This is a genomic window from Pedococcus bigeumensis (genome assembly GCF_006438965.1).
Taxonomy (GTDB): domain Bacteria; phylum Actinomycetota; class Actinomycetes; order Actinomycetales; family Dermatophilaceae; genus Pedococcus; species Pedococcus bigeumensis_A.
This window is the reverse complement of sequence record NZ_RCZM01000004.1, coordinates 63,788-85,503: the sequence shown is the minus strand read 5'-3', so window position 1 is coordinate 85,503 and position 21,716 is coordinate 63,788. Positions and strand designations below refer to the sequence as shown.

General features: G+C 70.4%; 22 protein-coding genes and 1 pseudogene. 13 read left to right on the top strand and 10 right to left on the bottom strand.

Annotated features, from left to right (window positions below; translation table 11 throughout):
* Window positions 1–79: 79 nt before the first annotated feature.
* Entirely contained in the window at window positions 80–439 is a 360-nt protein-coding gene (locus tag EAH86_RS11980; RefSeq protein WP_140741018.1) for an MGMT family protein, read from the bottom strand.
* A gap of 10 nt (window positions 440–449) precedes the next feature.
* Complete coding sequence (gene moeB / locus EAH86_RS11975) at window positions 450–1,676, bottom strand: molybdopterin-synthase adenylyltransferase MoeB (RefSeq protein ID WP_140741016.1); 1,227 nt, start codon at window positions 1,674–1,676, stop codon at window positions 450–452.
* A gap of 91 nt (window positions 1,677–1,767) precedes the next feature.
* On the opposite strand from moeB, the gene EAH86_RS11970 reads away from it, so the two are divergent.
* The 3 genes from EAH86_RS11970 to EAH86_RS11960 all read left to right on the top strand — a co-directional run bounded on the left by EAH86_RS11970 (window position 1,768) and on the right by EAH86_RS11960 (window position 3,241).
* On the top strand, window positions 1,768–2,409 hold the full coding sequence (locus tag EAH86_RS11970) for a TetR/AcrR family transcriptional regulator (RefSeq protein ID WP_140741014.1): 642 nt from the start codon (window positions 1,768–1,770) through the stop codon (window positions 2,407–2,409).
* A gap of 123 nt (window positions 2,410–2,532) precedes the next feature.
* The gene (locus tag EAH86_RS11965; RefSeq protein ID WP_140741011.1) at window positions 2,533–2,754 is read left to right on the top strand and encodes a DUF3107 domain-containing protein; all 222 of its coding nucleotides are present in this window, start codon (window positions 2,533–2,535) and stop codon (window positions 2,752–2,754) included.
* A gap of 217 nt (window positions 2,755–2,971) precedes the next feature.
* Window positions 2,972–3,241, top strand: a complete 270-nt coding sequence (locus tag EAH86_RS11960) for a GlsB/YeaQ/YmgE family stress response membrane protein (protein WP_206665821.1) — start codon at window positions 2,972–2,974, stop codon at window positions 3,239–3,241.
* Between the two features lie 244 nt (window positions 3,242–3,485).
* On the opposite strand, the gene EAH86_RS11955 is transcribed toward EAH86_RS11960, so the two are convergent.
* A complete protein-coding gene (locus EAH86_RS11955; RefSeq protein WP_140741009.1) occupies window positions 3,486–4,178 on the bottom strand; it encodes a ferritin-like fold-containing protein in 693 nt (230 codons plus the stop codon).
* A 210-nt stretch (window positions 4,179–4,388) separates the two neighbouring features.
* Between EAH86_RS11955 and EAH86_RS11950 the strand changes: the two genes are divergently transcribed.
* The gene (locus tag EAH86_RS11950) at window positions 4,389–6,002 is read left to right on the top strand and encodes a DEAD/DEAH box helicase (RefSeq protein ID WP_140741007.1); all 1,614 of its coding nucleotides are present in this window, start codon (window positions 4,389–4,391) and stop codon (window positions 6,000–6,002) included.
* Window positions 6,003–6,088: 86 nt separating this feature from the next.
* On the opposite strand, the gene EAH86_RS11945 is transcribed toward EAH86_RS11950, so the two are convergent.
* The 3 genes from EAH86_RS11945 to EAH86_RS11935 all read right to left on the bottom strand — a co-directional run bounded on the left by EAH86_RS11945 (window position 6,089) and on the right by EAH86_RS11935 (window position 8,623).
* Window positions 6,089–6,637 carry a GNAT family N-acetyltransferase gene (locus EAH86_RS11945; protein ID WP_140741005.1) on the bottom strand — a complete coding sequence of 183 codons (549 nt, stop codon included), beginning with the start codon at window positions 6,635–6,637 and terminating at the stop codon, window positions 6,089–6,091.
* Window positions 6,638–6,682: 45 nt separating this feature from the next.
* A complete protein-coding gene (locus EAH86_RS11940; RefSeq protein ID WP_140741003.1) occupies window positions 6,683–7,738 on the bottom strand; it encodes an NAD(P)-dependent alcohol dehydrogenase in 1,056 nt (351 codons plus the stop codon).
* A gap of 105 nt (window positions 7,739–7,843) precedes the next feature.
* Window positions 7,844–8,623, bottom strand: a complete 780-nt coding sequence (locus EAH86_RS11935) for a ParA family protein (RefSeq protein ID WP_241668341.1) — start codon at window positions 8,621–8,623, stop codon at window positions 7,844–7,846.
* Between the two features lie 223 nt (window positions 8,624–8,846).
* Between EAH86_RS11935 and EAH86_RS11930 the strand changes: the two genes are divergently transcribed.
* Complete coding sequence (locus EAH86_RS11930; RefSeq protein WP_140740998.1) at window positions 8,847–9,794, top strand: hypothetical protein; 948 nt, start codon at window positions 8,847–8,849, stop codon at window positions 9,792–9,794.
* A 92-nt stretch (window positions 9,795–9,886) separates the two neighbouring features.
* On the opposite strand, the gene EAH86_RS11925 is transcribed toward EAH86_RS11930, so the two are convergent.
* From EAH86_RS11925 to EAH86_RS11910, 4 genes are all read right to left on the bottom strand, one after another.
* A complete protein-coding gene (locus EAH86_RS11925; protein ID WP_241668340.1) occupies window positions 9,887–10,813 on the bottom strand; it encodes a RecB family exonuclease in 927 nt (308 codons plus the stop codon).
* Window positions 10,814–10,823: 10 nt separating this feature from the next.
* Entirely contained in the window at window positions 10,824–11,441 is a 618-nt protein-coding gene (locus EAH86_RS11920; protein ID WP_140740996.1) for a MarC family protein, read from the bottom strand.
* Window positions 11,438–12,298: a PHP domain-containing protein gene (locus tag EAH86_RS11915; protein WP_140740994.1), complete on the bottom strand. Its 861-nt coding sequence runs from the start codon at window positions 12,296–12,298 to the stop codon at window positions 11,438–11,440. Before EAH86_RS11915 ends, EAH86_RS11920 begins: the two co-directional genes overlap by 4 nt.
* A gap of 129 nt (window positions 12,299–12,427) precedes the next feature.
* Window positions 12,428–12,802, bottom strand: coding sequence for a YciI family protein (locus EAH86_RS11910; protein ID WP_140740992.1), 375 nt, complete (start codon window positions 12,800–12,802; stop codon window positions 12,428–12,430).
* Here EAH86_RS11910 and EAH86_RS21035 point away from each other — a divergent pair.
* From EAH86_RS21035 to EAH86_RS11865, 8 genes and pseudogenes are all read left to right on the top strand, one after another.
* Window positions 12,783–13,525, top strand: a pseudogene (locus EAH86_RS21035) (pyridoxamine 5'-phosphate oxidase family protein). The gene EAH86_RS11910 and the pseudogene EAH86_RS21035 overlap by 20 nt on opposite strands.
* Window positions 13,526–13,627: 102 nt before the next feature.
* Window positions 13,628–14,146: a MaoC family dehydratase gene (locus EAH86_RS11895; RefSeq protein WP_140740985.1), complete on the top strand. Its 519-nt coding sequence runs from the start codon at window positions 13,628–13,630 to the stop codon at window positions 14,144–14,146.
* Between the two features lie 179 nt (window positions 14,147–14,325).
* Window positions 14,326–15,849 (top strand): glycerol kinase GlpK, encoded by a 1,524-nt coding sequence (gene glpK / locus EAH86_RS11890; protein ID WP_140740982.1) that lies wholly within the window; start codon window positions 14,326–14,328, stop codon window positions 15,847–15,849.
* 3 nt (window positions 15,850–15,852) lie between these two features.
* A complete protein-coding gene (locus tag EAH86_RS11885; protein ID WP_140740980.1) occupies window positions 15,853–17,571 on the top strand; it encodes a glycerol-3-phosphate dehydrogenase/oxidase in 1,719 nt (572 codons plus the stop codon).
* Between the two features lie 152 nt (window positions 17,572–17,723).
* On the top strand, window positions 17,724–19,136 hold the full coding sequence (locus tag EAH86_RS11880) for a cryptochrome/photolyase family protein (RefSeq protein ID WP_140740978.1): 1,413 nt from the start codon (window positions 17,724–17,726) through the stop codon (window positions 19,134–19,136).
* Complete coding sequence (locus EAH86_RS11875) at window positions 19,133–19,867, top strand: CPBP family intramembrane glutamic endopeptidase (protein ID WP_140740976.1); 735 nt, start codon at window positions 19,133–19,135, stop codon at window positions 19,865–19,867. The genes EAH86_RS11880 and EAH86_RS11875 overlap by 4 nt, the downstream gene beginning before the upstream one ends.
* Window positions 19,868–19,872: 5 nt before the next feature.
* The gene (locus EAH86_RS11870; protein WP_140740974.1) at window positions 19,873–21,285 is read left to right on the top strand and encodes a tryptophan-rich sensory protein; all 1,413 of its coding nucleotides are present in this window, start codon (window positions 19,873–19,875) and stop codon (window positions 21,283–21,285) included.
* On the top strand, window positions 21,285–21,713 hold the full coding sequence (locus EAH86_RS11865) for an SRPBCC family protein (protein WP_161988641.1): 429 nt from the start codon (window positions 21,285–21,287) through the stop codon (window positions 21,711–21,713). The genes EAH86_RS11870 and EAH86_RS11865 overlap by 1 nt, the downstream gene beginning before the upstream one ends.
* Window positions 21,714–21,716 lie beyond the last annotated feature (3 nt).

Sequence of the window (21,716 nt, the reverse complement as noted above, 5' to 3'; positions counted from 1 at the left end):
GGGCAGCCGCGCCACTCCAGTGCCGACGCACCGATCGCCGCGACGCCGCGGCGAGGGCGCGGCGGAATGACACCGGCACTCAGGACGGCGGCAGAACAGGTGGTTTCGCCTCCAGCCACCGCGCCCGCGTCAGGTCGACGCGTCGCCCGTCGACCTGACCGCGGACCAGCGGGGTGCCTTCCTCGCGGTAGTGCGCAAGCGCTTCCGCCTCGAGGCCCCGTGGGAAGTTGCCACCCGACCGGATCACCCGCCACCAGGGCACGTCGGAGCCGTATCTCGCCATCACGTTCCCGACGCCTCGCGCCCCACCACGCCCGAGCAGCTCGGCGATGTCGCCGTACGTCATCACCTTGCCCTCGGGGATGGTGTCGACCACCTCGAGCACGTCGTCGGCGAACTCGCTCGGGGCACCGGTGACCCGTCCGGACTGCGTGACCATTCCCTGCCCCTCAGTAGACCGGCAGGCTCGGGTCGACGTCCTTGACCCAGGCCAGCACGCCACCGGTGAGGTTCGCGACGTCGCCGCGCCCGGTCGCCGCGAGCAGCCCGGCGGCTTCCGCAGACCGGACGCCCGACTTGCACATCAACACGAGGGGTATGCCGCGTGGCAGCTCCTCCGCGGCCGTCCCGTCGCGGAACCGGTCCAGGTGCAGCGCCCGGGCGCCGGGGATCGACACGACGGCCCGCTCCCCCGGCTCGCGCACGTCGACCAGCTCGAACTCCCGGTCGCCACTCTCCCGCGCCGCCAGCATGGTGGCCAGCTCGGTCGCAGACACCTCCGCGAACGCGGGCGCGCTAGCGCCATCGGGATCCGCACCCTCCTGGACGGACTCACCCAAGGAGGCACCCGGCATACCGCAGAACTGCTCGTAGTCGACCAGAGAGGTGACGGTCGGCGACTCGCCGCACACCGGACACTCGGGGTCGGCGCGGACGGTGAGGGAGTCCCACGTCTGGCGCAGGGCATCGTGGACGAGGAGACGACCGACGAGCGGTTCGCCTTGTCCCACAATGAGTTTCACGGCTTCTGCGACCTGGACGGAACCGACCGCCGCGCAGAGCACCCCGAGCACGCCACCGGTCGCGCACGACGGCACCGCGTCGGGCGGCGGCGGGTCGGGGAAGACGCAGCGGTAGCAGGGGCCGTGGCCGGAGAACCACACCGACACCTGGCCGTCGAAGCGGTAGATCGAGCCCCACACGTGCGGCAGCCCGAGGAAGACGCAGGCGTCGTTGACGAGGTAGCGCGTGGGGAAGTTGTCGGCACCGTCGAGGACCACGTCGTAGTCGGCGAGGATCTCGAGCGCGTTCTCGGAGGTGAGGCGCAGGTCGTGGCGGACGACGGTGACCAGCGGGTTGATCGCGGCGACGGTCTCGGCGGCCGACTCGGTCTTGGGCCGACCCACGTCTGCGATCCCGTGCACGACCTGGCGCTGCAGGTTCGACGCGTCGACCACGTCGTCGTCGACGACGCCGATCGTGCCCACCCCGGCGGCCGCGAGGTACATCAGCGCGGGCGACCCGAGGCCCCCGGCACCGACCACGAGGACGCGCGCGTTCGCCAGCCGTCGCTGTCCGTCGATGCCGATCTCGGGCAGCAGGATGTGGCGGGCGTAGCGGGCCTTCTGCTCGGTCGTCAGCTCGGGTCCGGGCGCAACCAGCGGTGGGATGGCCATGTGATGCAGGTTACCCGTGCGTACGATGTCACCGACACCGCAGTCAGGCTGCACCACCGCCGAACGCCGCACCATCGAACAGAAGGCCACCATGTCGATCCGAGCAGTTCCAGGCACCGACAACGTGCGCGGCCAGCGCCTCCCCCGGTCCGCCCGCCGCGCCCAGCTGCTCGAAGCCGCGCAGGCCGCCTTCGTCGAGTCCGGCTACCACGCCGCCGCGATGGACGACATCGCCGACCGCGCAGGCGTCTCCAAGCCGGTGCTCTACCAGCACTTCCCCGGCAAGCTCGAGCTCTACCTCGCCCTGCTCGACAAGCACAGCGAGGCCCTCGAGCAGCTCGTCCGCGAAGCCCTCGCCTCGACCCACGACAACAAGGAACGCGTCTACGCGACGATCGCGGCCTACTTCGACTTCGTGTCGCGTGACGGTGCCGCGTTCCGGCTGATCTTCGAGTCCGACCTCACCAACGAGTCGGCGGTCCGCAACCGCCTCGACGCCGTCGGCCTGGTCTGCGCCGAAGCCGTGGCCGAGGTCATCGCCGAGGACACCGGACTCACCGACGAGGACGCGTCGCTGCTCGGCATGGCCCTCACCGGCCTGGCCCAGGTCGGCGCCCGCCACTGGCTCGCCCAGGGCTCCGACGTCCCCAAGGACGAGGCCGCCCTCCTCATGGGTGCGCTGGCGTGGAGTGGCCTCGGGTCGTTCCCGAAGGTGGGCGGGGAAGGTTCCTGACGCACCGCTCGTTAGCCTTGTCGACAGTTCCGCACGCGCTCGTATGCCGCGTGCCCACCGTGCACAGTGACCACCCGTGAGCGAGCGGCCATCAGCACATACCCAGATCAGAAGGGAACCACCGTGGAGGTCCGCATCGGCGTCCAGAACGTCTCGCGCGAGGTCGTCTTCGAGTCCACCGAGGGCGCGGCCGAGATTGCCGCTGCCGTGAGCGCGTCGCTCGAGAAGGGCACCGTCCTGACGTTGCTCGACGACAAGGGCCGCCAGCTGCTCGTCCCCGCCGCAGTGCTCGGCTATGTGCAGATCGGCGAGTCCGACAAGCGCGGCGTCGGCTTCGGCGTCTGACCCCTCCGCAGCGCGCTCCTGACGGCGTTCCTGATGGGGCACGGCCGCCGGCACCGCGCTGACCTGTACAAACGCCGGAAGCTTGTGTCCAGTCCGTAATCCGGCGCGCGGGTCCCAAACGTGCGTTTCGGGTCGATTCGTGGTCCAGTTGGCGTTGTCCGGGCCTGACCCCAGGCCCACGTTGCAGTGCGGTCAACTCCGCGCAGAAGGAGCTGGAATGATCCTCGATATTCTCGGCCTGATCATCTTCGGTGCCGTCATCGGAATCCTGGCGCGGCTGGTCCTTCCGGGCAAGCAGAACATCAGCGCGCTCGTCACCGTCATCCTCGGCATCCTCGGAGCCCTTGCGGGCTACTACATCTGGGGCGCCATCTCCAACAAGGGCGACACCAGCGGCGTCGACTGGATCCGCTGGATCATCAGCATCATCGTCGCGGCCGTCCTGGTCACCGTCTACGGTTCGATCACCGGCAAGAAGAGGGTCTGACCCTTGCCTGAGCTACGCAGCGAAGGGCCCCGTCCACCAGGACGGGGCCCTTCCGCGTTGCTGCCTCACGCACTTGTTGTCGACAGATCGTCACCAGGGCGCCCAGAACCGGTCCCGTGACCACCCCAGAGCAACAAGTCCCAGCCACCCCCGACTTGTTGCCGACAGATCGTCACCAGGGGGCCCAGAACCGGTCCCGTGACCACCCCAGAGCAACAAGTGGCGTGCCCGTCAGCCGCGAGGGTCAGGCGGCGAGGCCGAGGCGTCCCATCCGGCGGGTGTGCTCGTCGGTGAGCCGGGCGAACATCCGGCCGAGCTCGGCCAGGTCGGCGCTGGGCCGGTCCGGTCCACCGATGCCACCGACCATCAGCGAGGCCAGCGCGTCACGCTCGACGGCCACCTGCTGGGCCTGCGAGAGCGCCTCCCCCACGAGGCGGCGGCCCCACAGGGCGAGGCGACCAGCGATCTTGGGATCCGCCTTGATCGCCTCGCGGACCACCTTGACGACGAACTCGGCCTGACCGACGTCCTCCATGGCCGAGTGCACCAAGGCCTGGGTCGAGGGGTCCACGTAGGCGGCGATCTCGCGGTAGAAGTCCGTGGCGATCCCGTCACCGACATAGGCCTTGACCAGGCCCTCGTGCCAGCTGCTCGGCCGAGTGCGCTCGTGGAACGCGTCGATCGGCGTGATGAACGGGGCCATGGCGGCCTCGGGGTCGATGCCCATCTCGTGCAGCCGCGCCACGAGGATCTCGTAGTGCCGGAACTCGGCCACGGCCAGCCCTGCGACGGCCGCCTTGAGCGGCTGGGTGGGCGACAGCTCACTGTCGCCGGCGAGCCGGGTGAACGCCGTCAGCTCGCCGTAGGCCAGTACTCCCAGGAGGTCCGCGACGGCGTCGCGGTACTGCGGATCGGCCAGCCAGTCGTCCTTGGTCATGCCCGTCACCCTAATGGCGAGGCCCCCGGCGACCGCCGCGGATGCGGGGATGTCAGGCGCGCACCGCTAGACTCGCAGTCGTCAAAGGTGCCCGGTCGGCACGAATCAGCCGCGGACACGGTCCGCGCCCCGCATGACGAAGACCTCCGATCGGCCCGCTGTGCGAGCGCCACCCCTGTTTCTGGGAGCGCCCCCGATCGAGAGAACTTCATGACTGAAACCACCACGGGCCCCAGTGCGCCCGACGCCAACGCGTCCGATGCCACCACGCCCGACACCGCCGCTGCGCCGGCGGAGCTGACCTTCGCCGACTTCAACGTCCACCCCGACATCGTCGCCTCACTGAGCGACGCCGGCATCATCACCCCGTTCCCCATCCAGGCGATGACCCTCCCGGTCGCCCTCGGCGGACACGACATCATCGGCCAGGCCAAGACGGGCACCGGCAAGACGCTCGGCTTCGGCGTCCCGATGCTCAACCGCACGGTCGCCCGCGGCGATGACGGCTGGGACACCTTCCCCCACGCGGGTAAGCCGCAGGCCCTCGCCGTCGCCCCGACGCGCGAGCTCGCGGTCCAGGTCGCCAGCGACCTCGAGCGGGCCGGCAAGCGTCGTGGGATCCGCGTCCTCACCGTCTACGGTGGCCGCGCCTACGAACCGCAGATCGAGGCGCTGCGCAACGGCGTCGAGATCGTCGTCGGCACTCCGGGGCGCCTCATCGACCTGGCCAAGCAGGGTCACCTCGACCTGACGCACTGCAAGTCGGTCGTCCTCGACGAGGCAGACGAGATGCTCGACCTCGGGTTCCTCCCCGACGTGGAGAAGCTGCTCGCGATGACCTCGCCGGCCCGCCAGACGATGCTCTTCTCGGCCACCATGCCGGGCGCCGTCGTCGCGCTGGCCCGCCGCTACATGAGCCAGCCCACGCACATCCGCGCGATGGGAGACGACCAGGAGAACGCCCACACCGTCAAGGCCGTCGAGCAGTTCGTCTACCGCGCCCACGCGATGGACAAGGTCGAGATGCTGGCCCGCATGCTCCAGGCCGAGGGCCGTGGCCTGACCATCATCTTCAGCCGCACCAAGCGCACCGCTGCAAAGGTGGCCGACGACCTGATCGACCGCGGTTTCGCCGCGGCCCCGATCCACGGTGACCTCGGCCAGGGTGCCCGCGAGCAGGCCCTGCGTGCGTTCCGCAACGGCAAGGTCGACATCCTCGTCGCCACCGACGTCGCGGCCCGCGGCATCGACGTCGACAACGTCACCCACGTCATCAACTACCAGTGCCCCGAGGACGAGAAGACCTACCTCCACCGCATCGGTCGCACCGCCCGCGCCGGCAACACCGGCATCGCGGTCACCTTCGTCGACTGGGACGACCTGCCGCGCTGGGGCATGATCAACAAGACCCTCGACCTCGGCATCCCCGAGCCCGAGGAGACCTACTCCTCTTCCGAGCACTTCTACGACCAGCTCGACATCCCGCGCACCGCCAAGGGCCGACTGCCCAAGGCCGCGCAGAAGCTGGCCGGGCTGGGCGCCGAGGTGCTCGAGGACCTCGGTGAGACCGGCAAGTCCAGCGGGCGTCGTCCAGGCGCAGGCGGTCCCGGCCGCGATGGTGGCGGTCGTGATGGCGGCCGCGGTCGTGACGGCGGCGGTCGTGGTGGCCGCGACAGCAGCCGCGATGCTGGCCGTGGCGGCGAGCGTCGCGCCGACAGCGCACCCGCCGACGGTGGCGAGGCCGCGTCCAAGCCGCGTCGCAACCGCAACCGTCGCCGCACCCGTGGTGGCGCGGACGCGGGCGAGGCCACTACTCAGGCCTGACGCCCCACCCACAGACAGACCAGGTATGCCGCGTGGCCAGGGCCGCGCGGCATCCCTGTCTGTCGGGGGGATGCCTTCGAGCGCCCTCAGGCGGGGCGGTCGAGGCGCAGGATGTAGTGCAACGGGTCGTCGACCGGGTTGTCGGGTTCGAGGTCGCCTTCGGCGACGCGCCGAAAGCCAGCCTTCTCGAGGGCTCGCCACGACGCGACGTTCGCCGCGACAACCGAGACGAGAATCGCTGGGGCGTCAGGGAGCTCGATGAACGACCGACTGGCGAATGCGCTCATAATCGACGAGCCCAACCCCTGGCCGTAGGCCGAGGGGTCACCGAGCAGGTAGTCGATCGTGAGGGCGCCATCCGGCACCTCCACCAGCGAGGCGAAGTCCCGCAGGTTCTCGTCGTAGTCGACGACCCGGGACCGCTGGAGCAGGCCGACAGGGTGGTCGTCGAGCAGCGCCAGCCAGTCCTCGTTGGGCTCGACCCCGTCGACGGACGGCCCGAAGTCACGCTCGACCGCCTCAGCCGTCCACTCGTGGTTCCACCACCGCGCGACCGGCGGGGTGGCCAGCCACCGGGCGAGCAGCGGGAAGTCGGCGCGCGTCACGCGCCGGAACTCCCGGGCATACCCGCTCATCGGTGGCCGGCCAGGTGGCTGCCCCTCACCCACCGTCGTGACCGGTCAGGCGCCGATGGTGGCGGTGTCGATGACGAAGCGGTAGCGGACGTCGGACTTCACGACCCGGTCGTAGGCTTCGTCGACCCGGTCGGCCCCGATGGTCTCGATCTCCGCGGCGATGTCGTGCTCGGCGCAGAAGTCGAGCATCTCCTGGGTCAGCGCGATGCCACCGATGTTGGACCCGGCGATCGTCTTGTCACCCTGGATCAGCGCACCGAACGGGAGCTGCTGCGGCCGGGGCGGCAGGCCGACGGTGACGAACGCGCCGAACGGCTTCAGCAACGACAGGTACTGCGGGAGGTCGAGGTCGGCGCTGATCGTCGAGATGATCACGTCGAACGCGCCCGCGAGGTCCTGGAAGGTGCCTGCGTCGCTCGTCGCGCGGTAGTCGGAGGCACCGAAGGCGCGACCATCCTTCTCCTTGGACAGACCCTGGCTGAGCACCGTCACGTCGGCTCCCATGGCTGCGGCGATCTTGACACCCATGTGGCCGAGCCCGCCCATGCCGACGATGGCGACCTTGGCATCCGGCCCGGCGTGGTCGAGCCAGCGCTTCAGCGGCGTGTAGAGGGTGATGCCCGCACACAACAGAGGGGCGGCCTGGTCGAGCCCGAGCCCGTCGGGGATCCGGACGACGAACCGCTCGGTCACCACGACCTCCCGGCTGTAGCCACCCTGGGTGGTCGTGCCGTCGACGTCCGTGTCGCCGTAGGTGAAGACGGTCTTCTTCTCGCAGAAGTTCTCGTGCCCTGCGGCGCACTGGCCGCAGTCGCCGCAGGAGTCGACCATGCAGCCGACGCCGACCCGGTCGCCGACCTTGTACGTCGACACGTCGGGACCGACCTCGGTCACGACTCCGGCGATCTCGTGGCCGGGGGTGAGCGGGTACTCGATGTCGCCCCACTCGCCGCGCACGGTGTGGATGTCGCTGTGGCAGATGCCGGCGAACTTGACGTCGATGCGGACGTCGTCGGCCCGCAGGTCACGCCGCTCCACCGTCGTGGTCTCGAACCGGCCGTCGGCGGACGGCATGGCCAGGGCGGGGGTTGTGGTGGTCATGTCACTCCTTGGTTGGGGGACGCGCCCGATCAGGACAAGGCACGTCTGGTGACAAGTCACCTCCCACTCGAGGTATTCCGCAACCGCAGTCGAGCCGTCGCCGGGTCAGAGCTTCTTGGCCAGCGCCGTGGCGACGTCGCGGTAGGCCTTGGCGCCCTTGGAGTTGCGGGAGGTGGCCAGGATCGAGCGCCCGACCGCCGGCGCCTCGGCGAAGCGCACCGTCTTGGGGATCGGCGGGTCGAGCACCGGCAGGTCGTAGCGTTCGCCCACGTCAGCGAGCACCTCGCGCGCGTGGTTGCTGCGCCCGTCGAACAGGGTGGGCAGGATCCCCCACACGACCAGGTCCTTGTTGAGGATCTTCTGCACGTCGGTGACCGTGTCGAGCAGCTGGCCGACGCCGCGGTGGCTGAGCATCTCGCACGGCATGGGGATGATCAGCGCCTGGCTGGCCGTCAGGGCATTGAGGGTCAGCACGCCCAGGCTGGGCGAGCAGTCGAGCAGGATCACGTCGTACTCGCCGCGCACCTCCTCCAGCACGGTCCGCAGGATGTACTCCCGACCGGGACGGGGCAGGAGCTGCGCCTCGGCGCCCGCGAGGTCGATGACACTCGGCACGAGGTCCACCCCGTCGTCGCAGGCGACCCGCACGTCGGCGATGCTGGCCCGCCCGAGCAGCACCTCGTTGATCGAGCTGCCGACCTCGTCCGGATCGACGCCGAGGCTGAAGGTCAGGCAGGCCTGGGCGTCCAGGTCGACGAGCAGCACCCGCTTGCCCTGCTCGGCAAAGGCCGCGCCGAGCGAAGCGACCGACGTCGTCTTCGCGACGCCGCCCTTCTGGTTGGCCACCGAGACGATCGTGGCCGGTTTCGTGGGCGTTCTGGCCACCAGTGGCCCTTCCTCGAGAGTTGCGTATGCCGGGTGGCACAAGTCTGTCAGGTGCCGCCAGGTGCCGGTGTTGGTCCCTTCGTCCACAGAATTCTGACTCGGGTCCGGATCGTCCCCCATCGCTGTATCGTCCGTTGAGCATTCAAGAATTCGGCATGAGCACAACATGGGGTGCCGAACCGGACATCAGGGGCCGCACAGCGCCCAGCGCAGGGGTAGCAGCATGACAGCAGGCGACGCCACCGACGACGCTGCGCCTGCCCATCGGCGGATGGATCGCCCTGCCGGCGTGGCTGCCCGTGAGCACGAGAGTTTCCCGGACGCGCTGCGGGCGGCCATCACCGCGAGCGGTCGGAGCCTGGAGTCACTGCGGCGACGGCTGGAGGAGCGCGGGACCCCGGTGAGCATCGCCACCCTCAGCTACTGGCAGTCCGGCCGCAGCCATCCCCAGCGCAGCGCTTCGTTGCGGGCGATCCTGCACCTCGAGGAGCTGCTCCAGGTCCCCCACGGACACCTGCTGGACCGGATCGGCCCGCGTCGCAAGCCCTTCCTGCCCCACGACGAGCTCACCGCCACCCGGCTTCCGATCGACCACCCGGAGGCGGAACGCGCCCTCGCCGAGCTCGGGTTCGGGTCGCTGCACGACGTCGTCGACGTCACGATCCACGACACCCTTGACGTCGACCACGAGGGAGTGGCACGGGTCAGAACGATCCGCAATGTCGTGCGCGCTGCCAAGGCAGGGGCCCAGCGACTGCCCGCGCTGCTGACCCTCGACGTCCCGAGCGGCGAGAGTGCCCAGTTCCAGGCGGTCAGCGGCTGCAGCGTAGGACGCGAGGTGTCCCGGCCAACCATCGGTGTCTTCGCCGCGGAGCTCGTGCTCGACCGCCCCCTGCGGCTCGGGGAGACGGCCGCCGCCGAGCACCGGGTGATGCTGCCTCGGGACCTCGGCTCCAACCAGTGCATCGAGTACTACCTGCTGCGGGAGGTCACCGAGCTGGTGATCTGGGTTCGCTTCTCCCCGGAGCGGCTGCCGGCACGGGTGGAGTCGTACAGCGACCTGGCCGGGACGAAGGCCTCGAGCCCGATCCGGCTGACCGGTGCGACCAGCGTGCAGCACGTCCTGCACCGCGTCGGGCCCGGAGTGGTCGGGATCCGCTGGATCTGGTGACCTGACGGTCCGTGACCGTCCGGCCGTCAAAGCCCTCCCGGCAGCGGTCAGTCGCCCAGAACCCGCTCAGGCGAACCCCACGGGCGCACCGCTCAGGTGAACCGCTGCGCCGACGCCGCCGTCGGCCCGGCGAGCGAAGCCTTCGCGGGCTGCTCCAGGGCCGCCCAGTCCGACTTCTCCGGGCCGAACGCCTGGCCCGCAGGGCAGTGCGCCCGGAAGTCGCACGACTGGCACAGCGGACCGACGTTCGCCGGGAAGCGGCCGGAGTCGACACCGAACTCGGCGTAGTCCTCCTCGGCCTTGCGAGCGTCCTGGGCGATCGACTCGGCCTCGACGATCTTGCGCTTGAGCGAGTCGCCGGTGTGCTCGTGGGCGGCGACGGCCCCGCTGGGCAGGTGGTGGAGCTCGACGCGGACGCACTTGCGGCGGAACATCTTCCACGCCGCGGCGGCATAGAGCGCGAGCGGCAACGACGTGCGGGCGTCGTCGTCGGTCGGCTCCCAGCGACTGGTCTTGTAGTCGACGACCGCCAGCTCCGCGCCGCGGTCGTCGAGCCGGTCGATCCGGCCTTGCAGGGTGAACACGTCGGTCTTGAGCGAGACGGTCCGCTCGATGCCGAGCGGTTGGTGGGCGGGGTCTACCTCGTCGAGGTAGGTCGTCACCTGCCGCTGGGCGAGCTCGCGCCACTCGCGCGACTGGTCGGCGTCGCGGAACCCGAGTTCGATCCAGGACGACCGCACGAGCTCGGCCCCGGCGGCCGGGGTGCGCTGCTCGGCCGGCAGGTCCCACCAGTCGCGCAGGGCGTTGTGCACCGCCACGCCGAACGAGGTGTGCGCGCGCTGGGGGCGCGACGCCGGCGCCGGCCGGTCGAGGTACTGCATGCGGTAGCGCCGCGGGCAGTCGACCCAGGCCAGCAGCTTGCTCGGGCTGGCCCGGAACAGGCGCCGCGGCATACCCCCGAACTGCTCCTGGACGAACGTTCCCTCGGAACCCCTGCCGCCGACCTCCCCCGCGCTCACCACACCCACGCTAGACGGGTGCACTGACAAAGGCACGGATGCTGTCCGCCACCATCTGCACGGCGATCGCGGACAGCAGCAGGCCGGCGATCCGGGTGACGAGCACGGTGCCGCTGTCCTTGAGCACCCGGTGGACCTGGCTGGCGAACCGGAAGAAGAGCCACACGACGAACATGGTGGCGACCAGACCGGCGGCGACCGCGATGTAGTCACTCGCCCCGTCGGCACCCTTGACCTGGAGCATCGTCGCGACGATGGCACCGGGGCCGGCCAGCAGTGGCGTGCCGAGCGGCACGAGCGCGACGTTCACGCCCGCATCGGCGTGCTGCTCCTGGTCCGAACCGGTGAGCAGCTGGAGCGCGACGAGCAGCAGGAGCAGGCCGCCCGCACCCTGCAGGGCCGGCAGCGAGATGTGCAGGTAGGTGAGGATCTGCTGGCCGAACACGGCGAACATCACGATCACGCCGAGCGCCACGAGGGAGGCGCGTCGGGCCGCAGCGACCTTCTGCTTCTGGGTCAGCGAACCGGTGAGCGCCAGGAAGATCGGCAGCGCGCCGGGCGGATCCATGATGACGAGCAGGGTCACGAAGACCGACCCGAACGTCTGGAGGTTGATGATGTCGTTCACGCTCGCCTAACCCTGACCACGTCGGTGTTGCTGGTTGCCTGTTCCTCGATCTGGGCGAGAACCGTTGGGGCAGTGGTGTTCTCGCCGAGCTGGTTCTCCTTGCCCGCGCCGTGGTAGTCGCTCGAGCCGGTGACGAAGAGCCCCAGTCTCGCAGCGAGCTCCTCGGCCTGGAGCACTTCAGCCGGCCGGTGGTCGCGGTGGTGCGCCTCGAGCCCCGCGAGCCCGGCATCCGCCATCTCCTCGATGACCGCTTCGTCGACCGTCCAGCCGCGGCCGTTGGCGAACGGGTGCGCCATCACGGGCACGCCGCCCGCCTCGCGCACCAGCTGCACGGCCAGGACCGGATCCGGTGCGTAGTGCGAGACGTAGTAGCGGCTGCCGTTGCGCAGGACGTCGGTGAACGCCTCGTCGCGGGTGCGCACGAAGCCGCTCGCCACCAGCGCGTCGGCGATGTGCGGTCGCCCCATCGTGGTGCCGACGCCTGCCTTCGCCCGGACCTCCTCGATCGTCACCGGTATGCCGTCGGCGGCCATCAGCGCGACCATCCGGTCGATGCGGGTCACCCTGGACTCGCGCGCCCGTTCCAGCTCACGCAGCAGACCGGGCGACTCCGGGTCCACGAGGTAGCCGAGGAGGTGCACGCTGACGCCGCGGCGTGAGCAGGAGACCTCCACGCCGCGGACCAGGTCGACGCCCACCTCGTGGGCGGCCACCACGGCAGCCGGCCACCCGGCATACGTGTCGTGATCGGTGAGGGCCACCACGTCGAGTCCCGCGGCGGCGGCGGAGGCGATGACCTCGTCGGGCGGTTGGGTGCCGTCGCTCGCGGTGGAGTGGGTGTGGAGGTCGATCGGCACGTGCCAAGGGTAGGGCCCCCAGCGGGTGCTCCCTCGCAGGGCGCCGAGCGAGGCGACCCGCGCTCCGTCGGGCGGCAAAGGACTACGTCGAAACCCCGTGACTGCGTCCGGGCCGGGGCCGGCCCGGACTCACTCGGCGACGGGCCGCAGCTCCACGGTCTCGCCGGGACCGGCGAACTTGAGCGCCACCTCTTCGGCGCGGTCCTGGCTCGCCACGTCGATGAGGAAGAACCCTGCGAAGTGCTCGACGGTCTCGGCGTACGGCCCGTCGGTGACCTTGCGGCGGCCACCCTCGTAGTGGATGAGCCGTGCGTCGGCCGGATCCCCCAACGCCTGGCCGCCCACGAGCTCGCCACGTTCCGACAGGTCCTTCAGGACCGTCTCGAAGTCGGCCTCCAGGGCCTTGCGCTCCTGCTCAGGCAGGGCCTGGTGCTCCGCGAGGAAGTCGCTCGTCGGGTGGCCCCACGGCTGCGGGTTGGAGTGGATGAGGATGACGTACTTCATGGTGCTGCTCCCTATTGGGGTGGGCGGCCCGGTGGGCCCTGTCACTTCCCTGACGGGCGGCCCGCGGTGGTCTCGACGTTTCGGTGTGAAGTATTTCGTCAACATCGCAGCTTTGGACCCTCGCCGACGCGCCACTGACGCTCTGTCACGGCAAAACCGCAGGTCAGGGGCCTTTTCCACCGTGCGCAACGTGAGCACCCGACATACGGTGAAGGCTCCAGCGACGAAAAGGGGAGACATGACCCACGAGGACACCACCACCGCGGCCGACGTCATCAAGGACGTCCGGGTGGCCATGCTGACCACCGTGGGCGGGGCCGGTCGGCTGATGTCCCGGCCGATGGCCACCCAGGAACCGTTCGACGGAAGCGCCTGGTTCTTCGTCCGCTCCGGGTCACCAGTGGTGACCGAGGTGGGCGCAACCCGGAGGTCGGGCTGACCTACGCCGCCAAGAGCAGCTGGTTGTCGCTGCGCGGTGAGGGGTCGGTCTCGACGGACCAGGGCAAGAAGGACGAGCTCTGGAACGACTGGGTCGAGGCGTGGTTCCCCGACGGACGGACGAACCCCGACATCGTCCTGCTCGAGGTCGCCTGCGAGACGGGCGAGGTGTGGGACAGCCCGGGTGGCCAGACAGGTCAGCTCCTCAAGATGCTCAAGGCCCGGGTGACCGGGACCTCCGCCGACGACGGCGGCCAGAACCAGGAGTCCCTCGACCTGCGGTGACGCTGGCGTGGAGCCCTGGCGGGGCGCCACCCGCCACGCTGTGAGGGAACGCACGCGGCATACCGGTGTCTTTGTGTTGTCGCCGTCGGCAGGATGGGGCCCATGCAATTCGGACGCAGCTATGAGGAGTTCGAGGTCGGTGCCGTCTACAAGCACTGGCCCGGCAAGACGGTGACCGAGTACGACGACCACCTGTTCTGCCTGCTCACGATGAACCACCACCCGCTCCACCTGGACGCGAACTACGCCGAGAACACCACGCAGTTCAAGAAGAACGTGGTGGTGGGCAACTACATCTACTCGCTGCTGCTGGGCATGTCCGTGCCCGACGTCTCCGGCAAGGCGATCGCCAACCTGGAGGTCGAGTCGCTGCGCCATGTCGCGCCGACCTTCCACGGCGACACGATCTACGGGCAGACCGAGGTGCTCGACAAGTGGGAGTCCAAGTCCAAGGACGACCGCGGCGTCGTCTATGTCGAGACCAAGGGCTACAACCAGGACGGCACCCTCGTCTGCATCTTCCGCCGGAAGGTGATGGTGCCCAAGGACTCCTACCTCGAGGCGCGCGGCGGCGAGCAGCCCGGCCGCCCCGAGCTCCAGGAACCCGCACCCAAGGAGTAGCGCCCGCGCCCGCCGGTACCGTCCGTGGCTCCGGAGCGACAGATTGTCGTCGGTGGGCCAGGACGGCGCCCATCCGTGGCGCCGAAGCCACGAATTGCTGATCGGACGACCGCGCGCGGAGCCGAACCGGCCCGTCGGTATGCCGGGTGCCCGCCTACCAGCCCCACTAGGGTCTTCGCATGGCCGATTTCGTTGGTGCTGTTGACCAAGGGACGACGAGCACCCGCTTCATGGTGTTCGACCACGACGGCGCGGAGGTTGGGCGCCACCAGCTCGAGCACGAGCAGGTCATGCCGCAGGCGGGCTGGGTCGAGCACAACCCCCTCGAGATCTGGGAACGCACCCAGACGGTGATCGGCTCGACGCTGTCGCACCTCAACCTGCAGGCCAGCGACCTGTCCGCCCTCGGCATCACCAACCAGCGCGAGACCACCATCGTGTGGAACAAGCGCACCGGCCGCCCCCTGCACAACGCGATCGTCTGGCAGGACACCCGCACCGACAGGATCGCCCGCGCCCTCGACCAGTCCGGCAAGGGCGACGTGATCCGCGAGCGCGCCGGGATCCCGCCGGCTGCCTACTTCTCTGCAGGCAAGGTCCAGTGGATCCTCGACAACGTCGACGGAGCCCGCGCGGCCGCCGAGAGCGGCGACGCGATCTTCGGCACCATCGACACCTGGTTGCTGTGGAACCTCACTGGCGGCGCCGAGGGGGGCGTGCACGTCACCGACGTGACCAACGCCAGCCGCACGATGCTGATGGATCTGCGGACCCTCGACTGGGACGACGAGCTGCTCGGCTTCTTCGGCATCCCGCGCTCGATGCTCCCCACCATCCGGCCCAGCTCGGACCCGGACTTCTACGGCCAGACCCTCGCGCACGGCCCGCTCGGCGGCGAGGTCCCGCTCGCCGGTGACCTCGGCGACCAGCAGGCCGCGACCGTCGGGCAGGTCTGCTTCGCCCCCGGCGAGGGCAAGAACACCTACGGCACCGGCAACTTCATGCTGCTCAACACCGGCACCGAGATCGTCCGTTCACCCTCGGGGCTGCTGACCACGCTGTGCTACCAGTTCGGCAACGACAAGCCGGTCTACGCCCTCGAGGGCTCCATCGCCGTCACCGGGTCGGCTGTCCAGTGGCTGCGCGACCAGCTCGGGATCATCTCCGGCGCGGCCGACATCGAGCGGCTCGCCAAGCAGGTGGACGACACCGGCGGCATGTACTTCGTGCCGGCGTTCTCCGGGTTGTTCGCCCCCTACTGGCGCCCCGACGCCCGCGGTGCCATCGTCGGCATGAGCCGGTTCAACACCAACGCCCACCTGGCCCGGGCCACCCTCGAAGCCATCTGCTACCAGACCCGGGACGTCTCCGACGCGATGACCAAGGACAGCGGGGTCGAGCTCGAGGTGCTCAAGGTCGACGGCGGGGTCACCGCCAACAACCTCTGCATGCAGCTGCAGTCCGACATCCTCGGCGTCCCCGTGTCCCGGCCAGTGGTCGCCGAAACGACGGCCCTGGGCGCGGCATACGCTGCTGGTCTGGCCACGGGCTTCTGGTCGGGCACCGACGAGCTCCGCGCCAACTGGCAGGAGTCCCAGCGGTGGTCGCCCACCTGGACGGACCAGCAACGCACCGACGGGTATGTCGGGTGGCGCAAGGCCGTGGAACGCACCCTGGACTGGGTGGACGTCGACGAGGAGTAGGACATGGGCTTCGCAGGCACGGACAACGCGCTCTCACCGCAGGGCCGAGAGCGCGCGATCGACGTGCTCAGCAGCGGCGACGAGCTCGACCTCCTCGTCATTGGCGGCGGGGTGGTCGGGAGCGGCACCGCCCTCGACTCGGTCACCCGCGGCCTGGCCACCGGCCTGATCGAACAGCGCGACTTCGCCAGTGGGACCTCCTCGCGCAGCAGCAAGCTGATCCACGGTGGCCTGCGCTACCTCGAGATGCTCGACTTCACCCTCGTCCGAGAGGCCCTCCACGAGCGCGGCCTGCTGCTCACCCGTCTCGCACCCCACCTCGTGCGGCCCGTCCCGTTCCTCTACCCGCTGACCCACCACGTCTGGGAACGCGCGTACGTCGGATCGGGCATCGCGCTCTACGACGCCATGGCGATGAGCTCCGGCACCGGCGCGGGCCTGCCCCACCACCGCCACCTGACAAGGCGCCAGGCGCTGCGCCTGATGCCGAGCCTCAAGAGCAGCGCCCTCACCGGTGCCGTGCAGTACTACGACGCCCAGGTCGACGACGCCCGACACACGATGGAGCTCGCCCGCACCGCCGCCAGCTACGGCGCGCACGTCGCGAACCGCGTTGCTGCCATTGGGTTCCTGCGTCAGGGCGAGCGCGTTACGGGCGTGCGTGCGATCGACAAGCTCACTGACCGCGAGTTCGAGATCAACGCCAAGCAGATCGTCAACGCGACCGGGGTGTGGACCGACGACACCCAGGCGATGGTCGGCGAGCGCGGGCAGTTCCACGTCCGGGCCTCCAAGGGCATCCACCTCGTCGTGCCCCGCGACCGCATCCACTCCTCCACCGGGCTCATCCTGCGCACCGAGAAGTCGGTGCTCTTCGTCATCCCGTGGGGCCGGCACTGGATCCTCGGCACCACCGACACGGACTGGGCCCTCGACAAGGCCCACCCGGCTGCCACCCGCGCCGACATCGACTACATCCTCGACCACGTCAACCGCGTCCTGGCGACGCCGCTCACCCACGAGGACGTCGAGGGCGTCTACGCCGGGCTGCGTCCCCTGCTCGCGGGCGAGTCCGAGTCCACGAGCAAGCTCTCCCGCGAACACGTCGTCGCCCACAGCGCGCCGGGGCTGGTCGTCGTCGCCGGCGGCAAGTACACGACCTACCGCGTGATGGCCAAGGACGCCGTGGACGAGGCCGCCCAGGCCATCCCCGGACGGATCGCCGACTCGACGACCGACACGATCCCGCTGCTCGGCGGCGTCGGCTACCAGGCGGCGTGGAACCAGCGTCAGACCCTCGCCCGCACCTCGGGCCTGCACGTCGCCCGGGTCGAGCACCTGCTGCGTCGCTACGGCTCGCTCACCCAGGAGATCCTCGACCTCGTCGCCGAGCACCCCGACCTCAAGGAACCCCTCGACGGTGCCGAGGACCACCTCAAGGCAGAGGTCGTCTACGCCGCCTCCCACGAGGGCGCCCTGCACCTGACCGACATCCTCACTCGCCGAACGCGCATCTCGATCGAGGCGTGGGACCGTGGGGTGTCCGCCGCCCCGGCCGCCGCGGCCCTCGTCGCACCGATCCTGGGCTGGGACGAGGCCCGCACCAAGGAAGAGGTCGACATCTACCTCGGTCGGGTCGAGGCCGAGCGGGTCAGCCAGACCATGCCGGACGACGCCTCGGCGGACGCGGCTCGTCGCAGCGGGCCCGACGGCACGCTCTGAGCTCGAGGGCCGTGGCTCGGCAGGCGAGGGCTCACCAGCCCGGTGACCTTGGACACACATTGAACATTGCAGGTCAGCGGGTTACCGTGAGCGCGTCCGAGCCCCCCACTGCCCGACCGAGCCTCTCAACCACCCTGCGAAGGAGTGTCCGCGTGCCGTCCAGCATCCTGTGGCTGCGTCGCGACCTTCGCCGCGGTGACCTTCCCGCGCTGGGTGCCGCGCACGACGCCGCCGACGGTTCGGCTGACGCAGCTGACACGACGGACGGGCAGGGCGAGGTCGCCGTCGTGTTCGTGCTCGACCCGACCCTGTGGCGAGGTGCGGGGGACGCCCGCCGCGCCTGGCTGGCCGAGAGCATCAAGGCTGCCGACGCGGCATACGACGGACGCCTGTGCGTCCGGGAGGGAGACCCGGTGACGGTGCTCCCCCAGCTGGCGGCAGAGCTCGGCGCCGGTTCGGTGCACGTCTCGCGCGAGACCACTCCGGCCGGCCGGCGACGCGACGGCAAGGTCGCCGCGGCACTGGCCCGGACGGGTGTGCAGTGGGTCGAGACCGGTTCCCCGTATGCCGTGGGGCCGGGTTCGGTCGTCAACGGCGAGGGCACGCCCTACAAGGTCTTCACGCCGTTCTCCCGCGCCTGGCGCGACTACGGCTGGCCGTCGCCGGCCACCGAGCCGGCCGGCTTGCGTCTCGCGCAGGTGCGTTCCGACCAGTCGGCCCTCACCACGTTGAAGCAGGCACGCGAGGCTCCGGACCTCCCGAGCCTGCCCGAGGCCGGCGAAGAGGCGGCGCTGCGCCGGTGGGCGGACTTCCGGGACCGCGCCCTGGCCGACTACGGCACCGACCGCGACCGCGCGGACCTCGACGGCGTGTCGCGACTCTCGCCCTATCTCAAGATCGGGGCGGTCCACCCACGCACGCTCCTCGCCGACCTGGCGGACGGACGCCGCGGCCCCGGCGACGGGGCCGAGCGGTTTGCGACCGAGCTGGCCTGGCGCGAGTTCTACGCCGATGTCCTGTGGCACCACCCGCGTTCGGCCTGGCAGGACCTGCGGACTCCCCTGACCGGGATGGACTACGACGACGCAGGGGGCGCAGTCGAGGCCTGGCGCCAGGGTCGGACCGGTTACCCCGTGGTGGATGCGGCGATGCGGCAGCTCCTCCATGAGGGCTGGATGCACAACCGGATGCGGATGGTGACGGCCAGCTTCCTCACCAAGGACCTGCACGTCTGGTGGCCGCTCGGAGCCCGGCACTTCCTGCGCCACCTGATCGACGGCGACATCGCGTCCAACAACCATGGCTGGCAGTGGGTGGCCGGCACCGGTACCGACGCGTCGCCGTACTTCCGCGTGTTCAACCCGGTGACCCAAGGCCTGCGATTCGACCCGCACGGTGACTACGTACGGCGCTACGTGCCCGAGCTCGCCCACCTCGAGGGCAAGGCTGCCCACGAGCCGTGGAAGCGCCCGGACGGCTACCTCCATGGCTACCCACAGCGTGTCGTCGACCACGCCGAGGAGCGCCGCGAGGCGTTGCGGCGCTACGAGGCGGCCCGCGGATGAGCGCCCGCCTGAACCCGGTGCGGGAGGTCCGCGACTTCATCCGGGCCGCCCTGGTCGAACCTGTCGCCCGCGACCACTCCGAGAGCGACGCCGCCTTCCATCGACGCCGCCTGGTCGCGCTGGTCACCCTCCTCGTCGGGGCCGTCGTGCTCGGATTCGCCTTGCGGATCAAGCCGGGCGACCCGATGTTCTACGTCGCCACCCTCGGCCTCGCCGGCGTCTGGGCCCTCGGCGCACTGGCATCGGGGCCGCTCCACCTCGGCCGGGCGCACACCCGCGCCGGAGGCGACGACGCCCGGCCCATCGTCCAGTCCCTCGCGCTCGGTGCGCTCCTGCTCGCGCTGTTCCTCGCCGGAGCACTCGTCGTCGCGCAGCTTCCCGTTCTGCGCGACCCGGTGGAGCACCTGCTCGACCACGCGCGTCTCGGCTCCCTCGCCCTCGTCGCCGTGCTGACTGCCGTGAACGCCGTCGCCGAGGAGCTCTACTTCCGCGGCGCCCTGTACTCCGCCGTCGGGCGCCGTCACGCGGTGGCGATCACCACGGCCGTCTACGCCCTCACGACGGCCGGGGCCGGCATACCGCTGCTCGTCCTTGCCGCCGGGCTGCTCGGGCTCCTCACCGCACTGCAGCGCCGCGTCACCGGCGGCATCCTCGGCCCGGTGATCACGCACCTGACGTGGTCCCTCGGGATGCTCTTCCTCCTGCCCGTCGTCCTGTCCACCGGAAGCTGACTCCCATGACCACCACGGCACCACGTACCGCCCTCGTCACCGGCGCCACCGGCTACATCGGCGGGGCCCTCGTCCCGGCCCTGCTCGACGCGGGCTGGTCCGTCCGGGTGCTCACCCGCAGCCGCGCCGGCCTCGAGGGGCGTCCATGGGCTGACGACGTGGACGCCGTCGAGGGTGACGCCACATCCCCCGACGACCTGGGTCGGGCGCTCGAGGGCGTCGAGGTGGCTTACTACCTGCTGCACTCGATGGACGGTCAGGGCGACTTCGTCCAGCGCGACCGCACGATGGCCCAGGGTTTCGCGGCGGCTGCGGCTGACGCGGGCACCGACCGGATCGTCTACCTCAGCGGACTGCACCCTCGCGGCGACCTGTCCGAGCACCTGGCGTCCCGGGTGGAGGTCGGGGAGATCTTCCTCCACGCGCCAGTCCCGGCCGCGGTGCTGCAGGCCGGCGTCGTGCTCGGCGACGGCTCCGCCTCCTTCGACATGCTGCGGCACCTCACCGAGCGGCTGCCGGCCATGGTGGCTCCCAAGTGGGTCGACAACCAGATCCAGCCGATCGCCGTGGACGACGTCGTCCACTACCTGGTGGGCGCGGCCGACCTGCCATCCGACATCAACCGCACCCTCGACATCGGCGGTCCCGAGGTCCTGACCTACGCCGAGATGATGCAGCGCTACGCCGAGACCGCCGGCATCGGGCGCCGCCTCATCGTCTCCGTCCCGGTGCTCACGCCCAGGCTGGCCGGGCTCTGGGTCGGGCTCGTCACACCGATCTCGGCCGGCATCGCCCGGCCCCTCGTGGGCAGCCTCGTCCACGAGGCGGTCTGCCACGAGAGCGACGCGCTCACGCTGATCGGCCCCCCGCCGGGTGGCCCGACCCGGTTCGACGCTGCCGTGCGCGCGGCTCTCCGCACCGTCGACCCGCTGCGATGGCGGCACACCGTGCAGCGCACGGTGGGGATGGTCGGCACGGCCGCTGTCGTCGGCTCGCTGCTCACCGACCCGAAGTCGCGCTGGTACGCCTCTTTGGACAAGCCGAAGTGGCAGCCGCCACCGGCGGCGTTCCCCGTGGTGTGGACCGCTCTGTACGCCGAGGTCGCACTGCTCACCGCCGCCGCATCGTCGGTGCTCGCCGAGCGCGACCACCCTGACGACGCCCGCGACCTCGAGCGCGCGCTAGCGGTCAACATGGTCCTCAACGCCGGGTGGACCGGCCTGTTCTTCCGCGGACACCGTCCCTGGCTGGCCGCCGCCGAGTGCGCGGCGCTCACCGCGAGCAGTGTCGATCTCGCCCGCCGCGTCGCCCCTGCCGGGCGCGGCAAGTCCACCGGACTGCTCGCGTATGCGGGATGGTGCGCCTTCGCAACCGCCCTGACCACAGCCATCGCACGTCGAAACCCCAGGAGCTCCTGATGCCCACCGTCCAGCGCACCATCGCCACCTCTGCCCCGCCGACCCGGGCGCTGCTCTACCTCCTCGACTTCGAGAACGCCGTCGAGTGGGACTCCGGCACGGTCAGCTGCGAGCTCCTCTCCGGCGACGGTTCGCCGGGCACCGTGTGGCACAACGTGTCGAAGTTCGCGGGTCGCAAGGTCGACCTCGACTACACGCTCGAGAGGGTCTCCCAGACGAGCTTCGTCATCGTCGGCCGCAACGAGACCACGACCAGCCGCGACACGATCACGGTCGTGCCCGACGGCTCCGGCTCGTCGGTCGACTACCGGGCGGAGTTCTCCTTCACCGGCCTGGGCCGGTTCCTGTGGCCCGTGGCCATGCCGCTGCTCAACAAGCTCGGCAACGACACCGCCCGCACGCTGAAGACCGCGCTGGACAGGCTGTAGGCG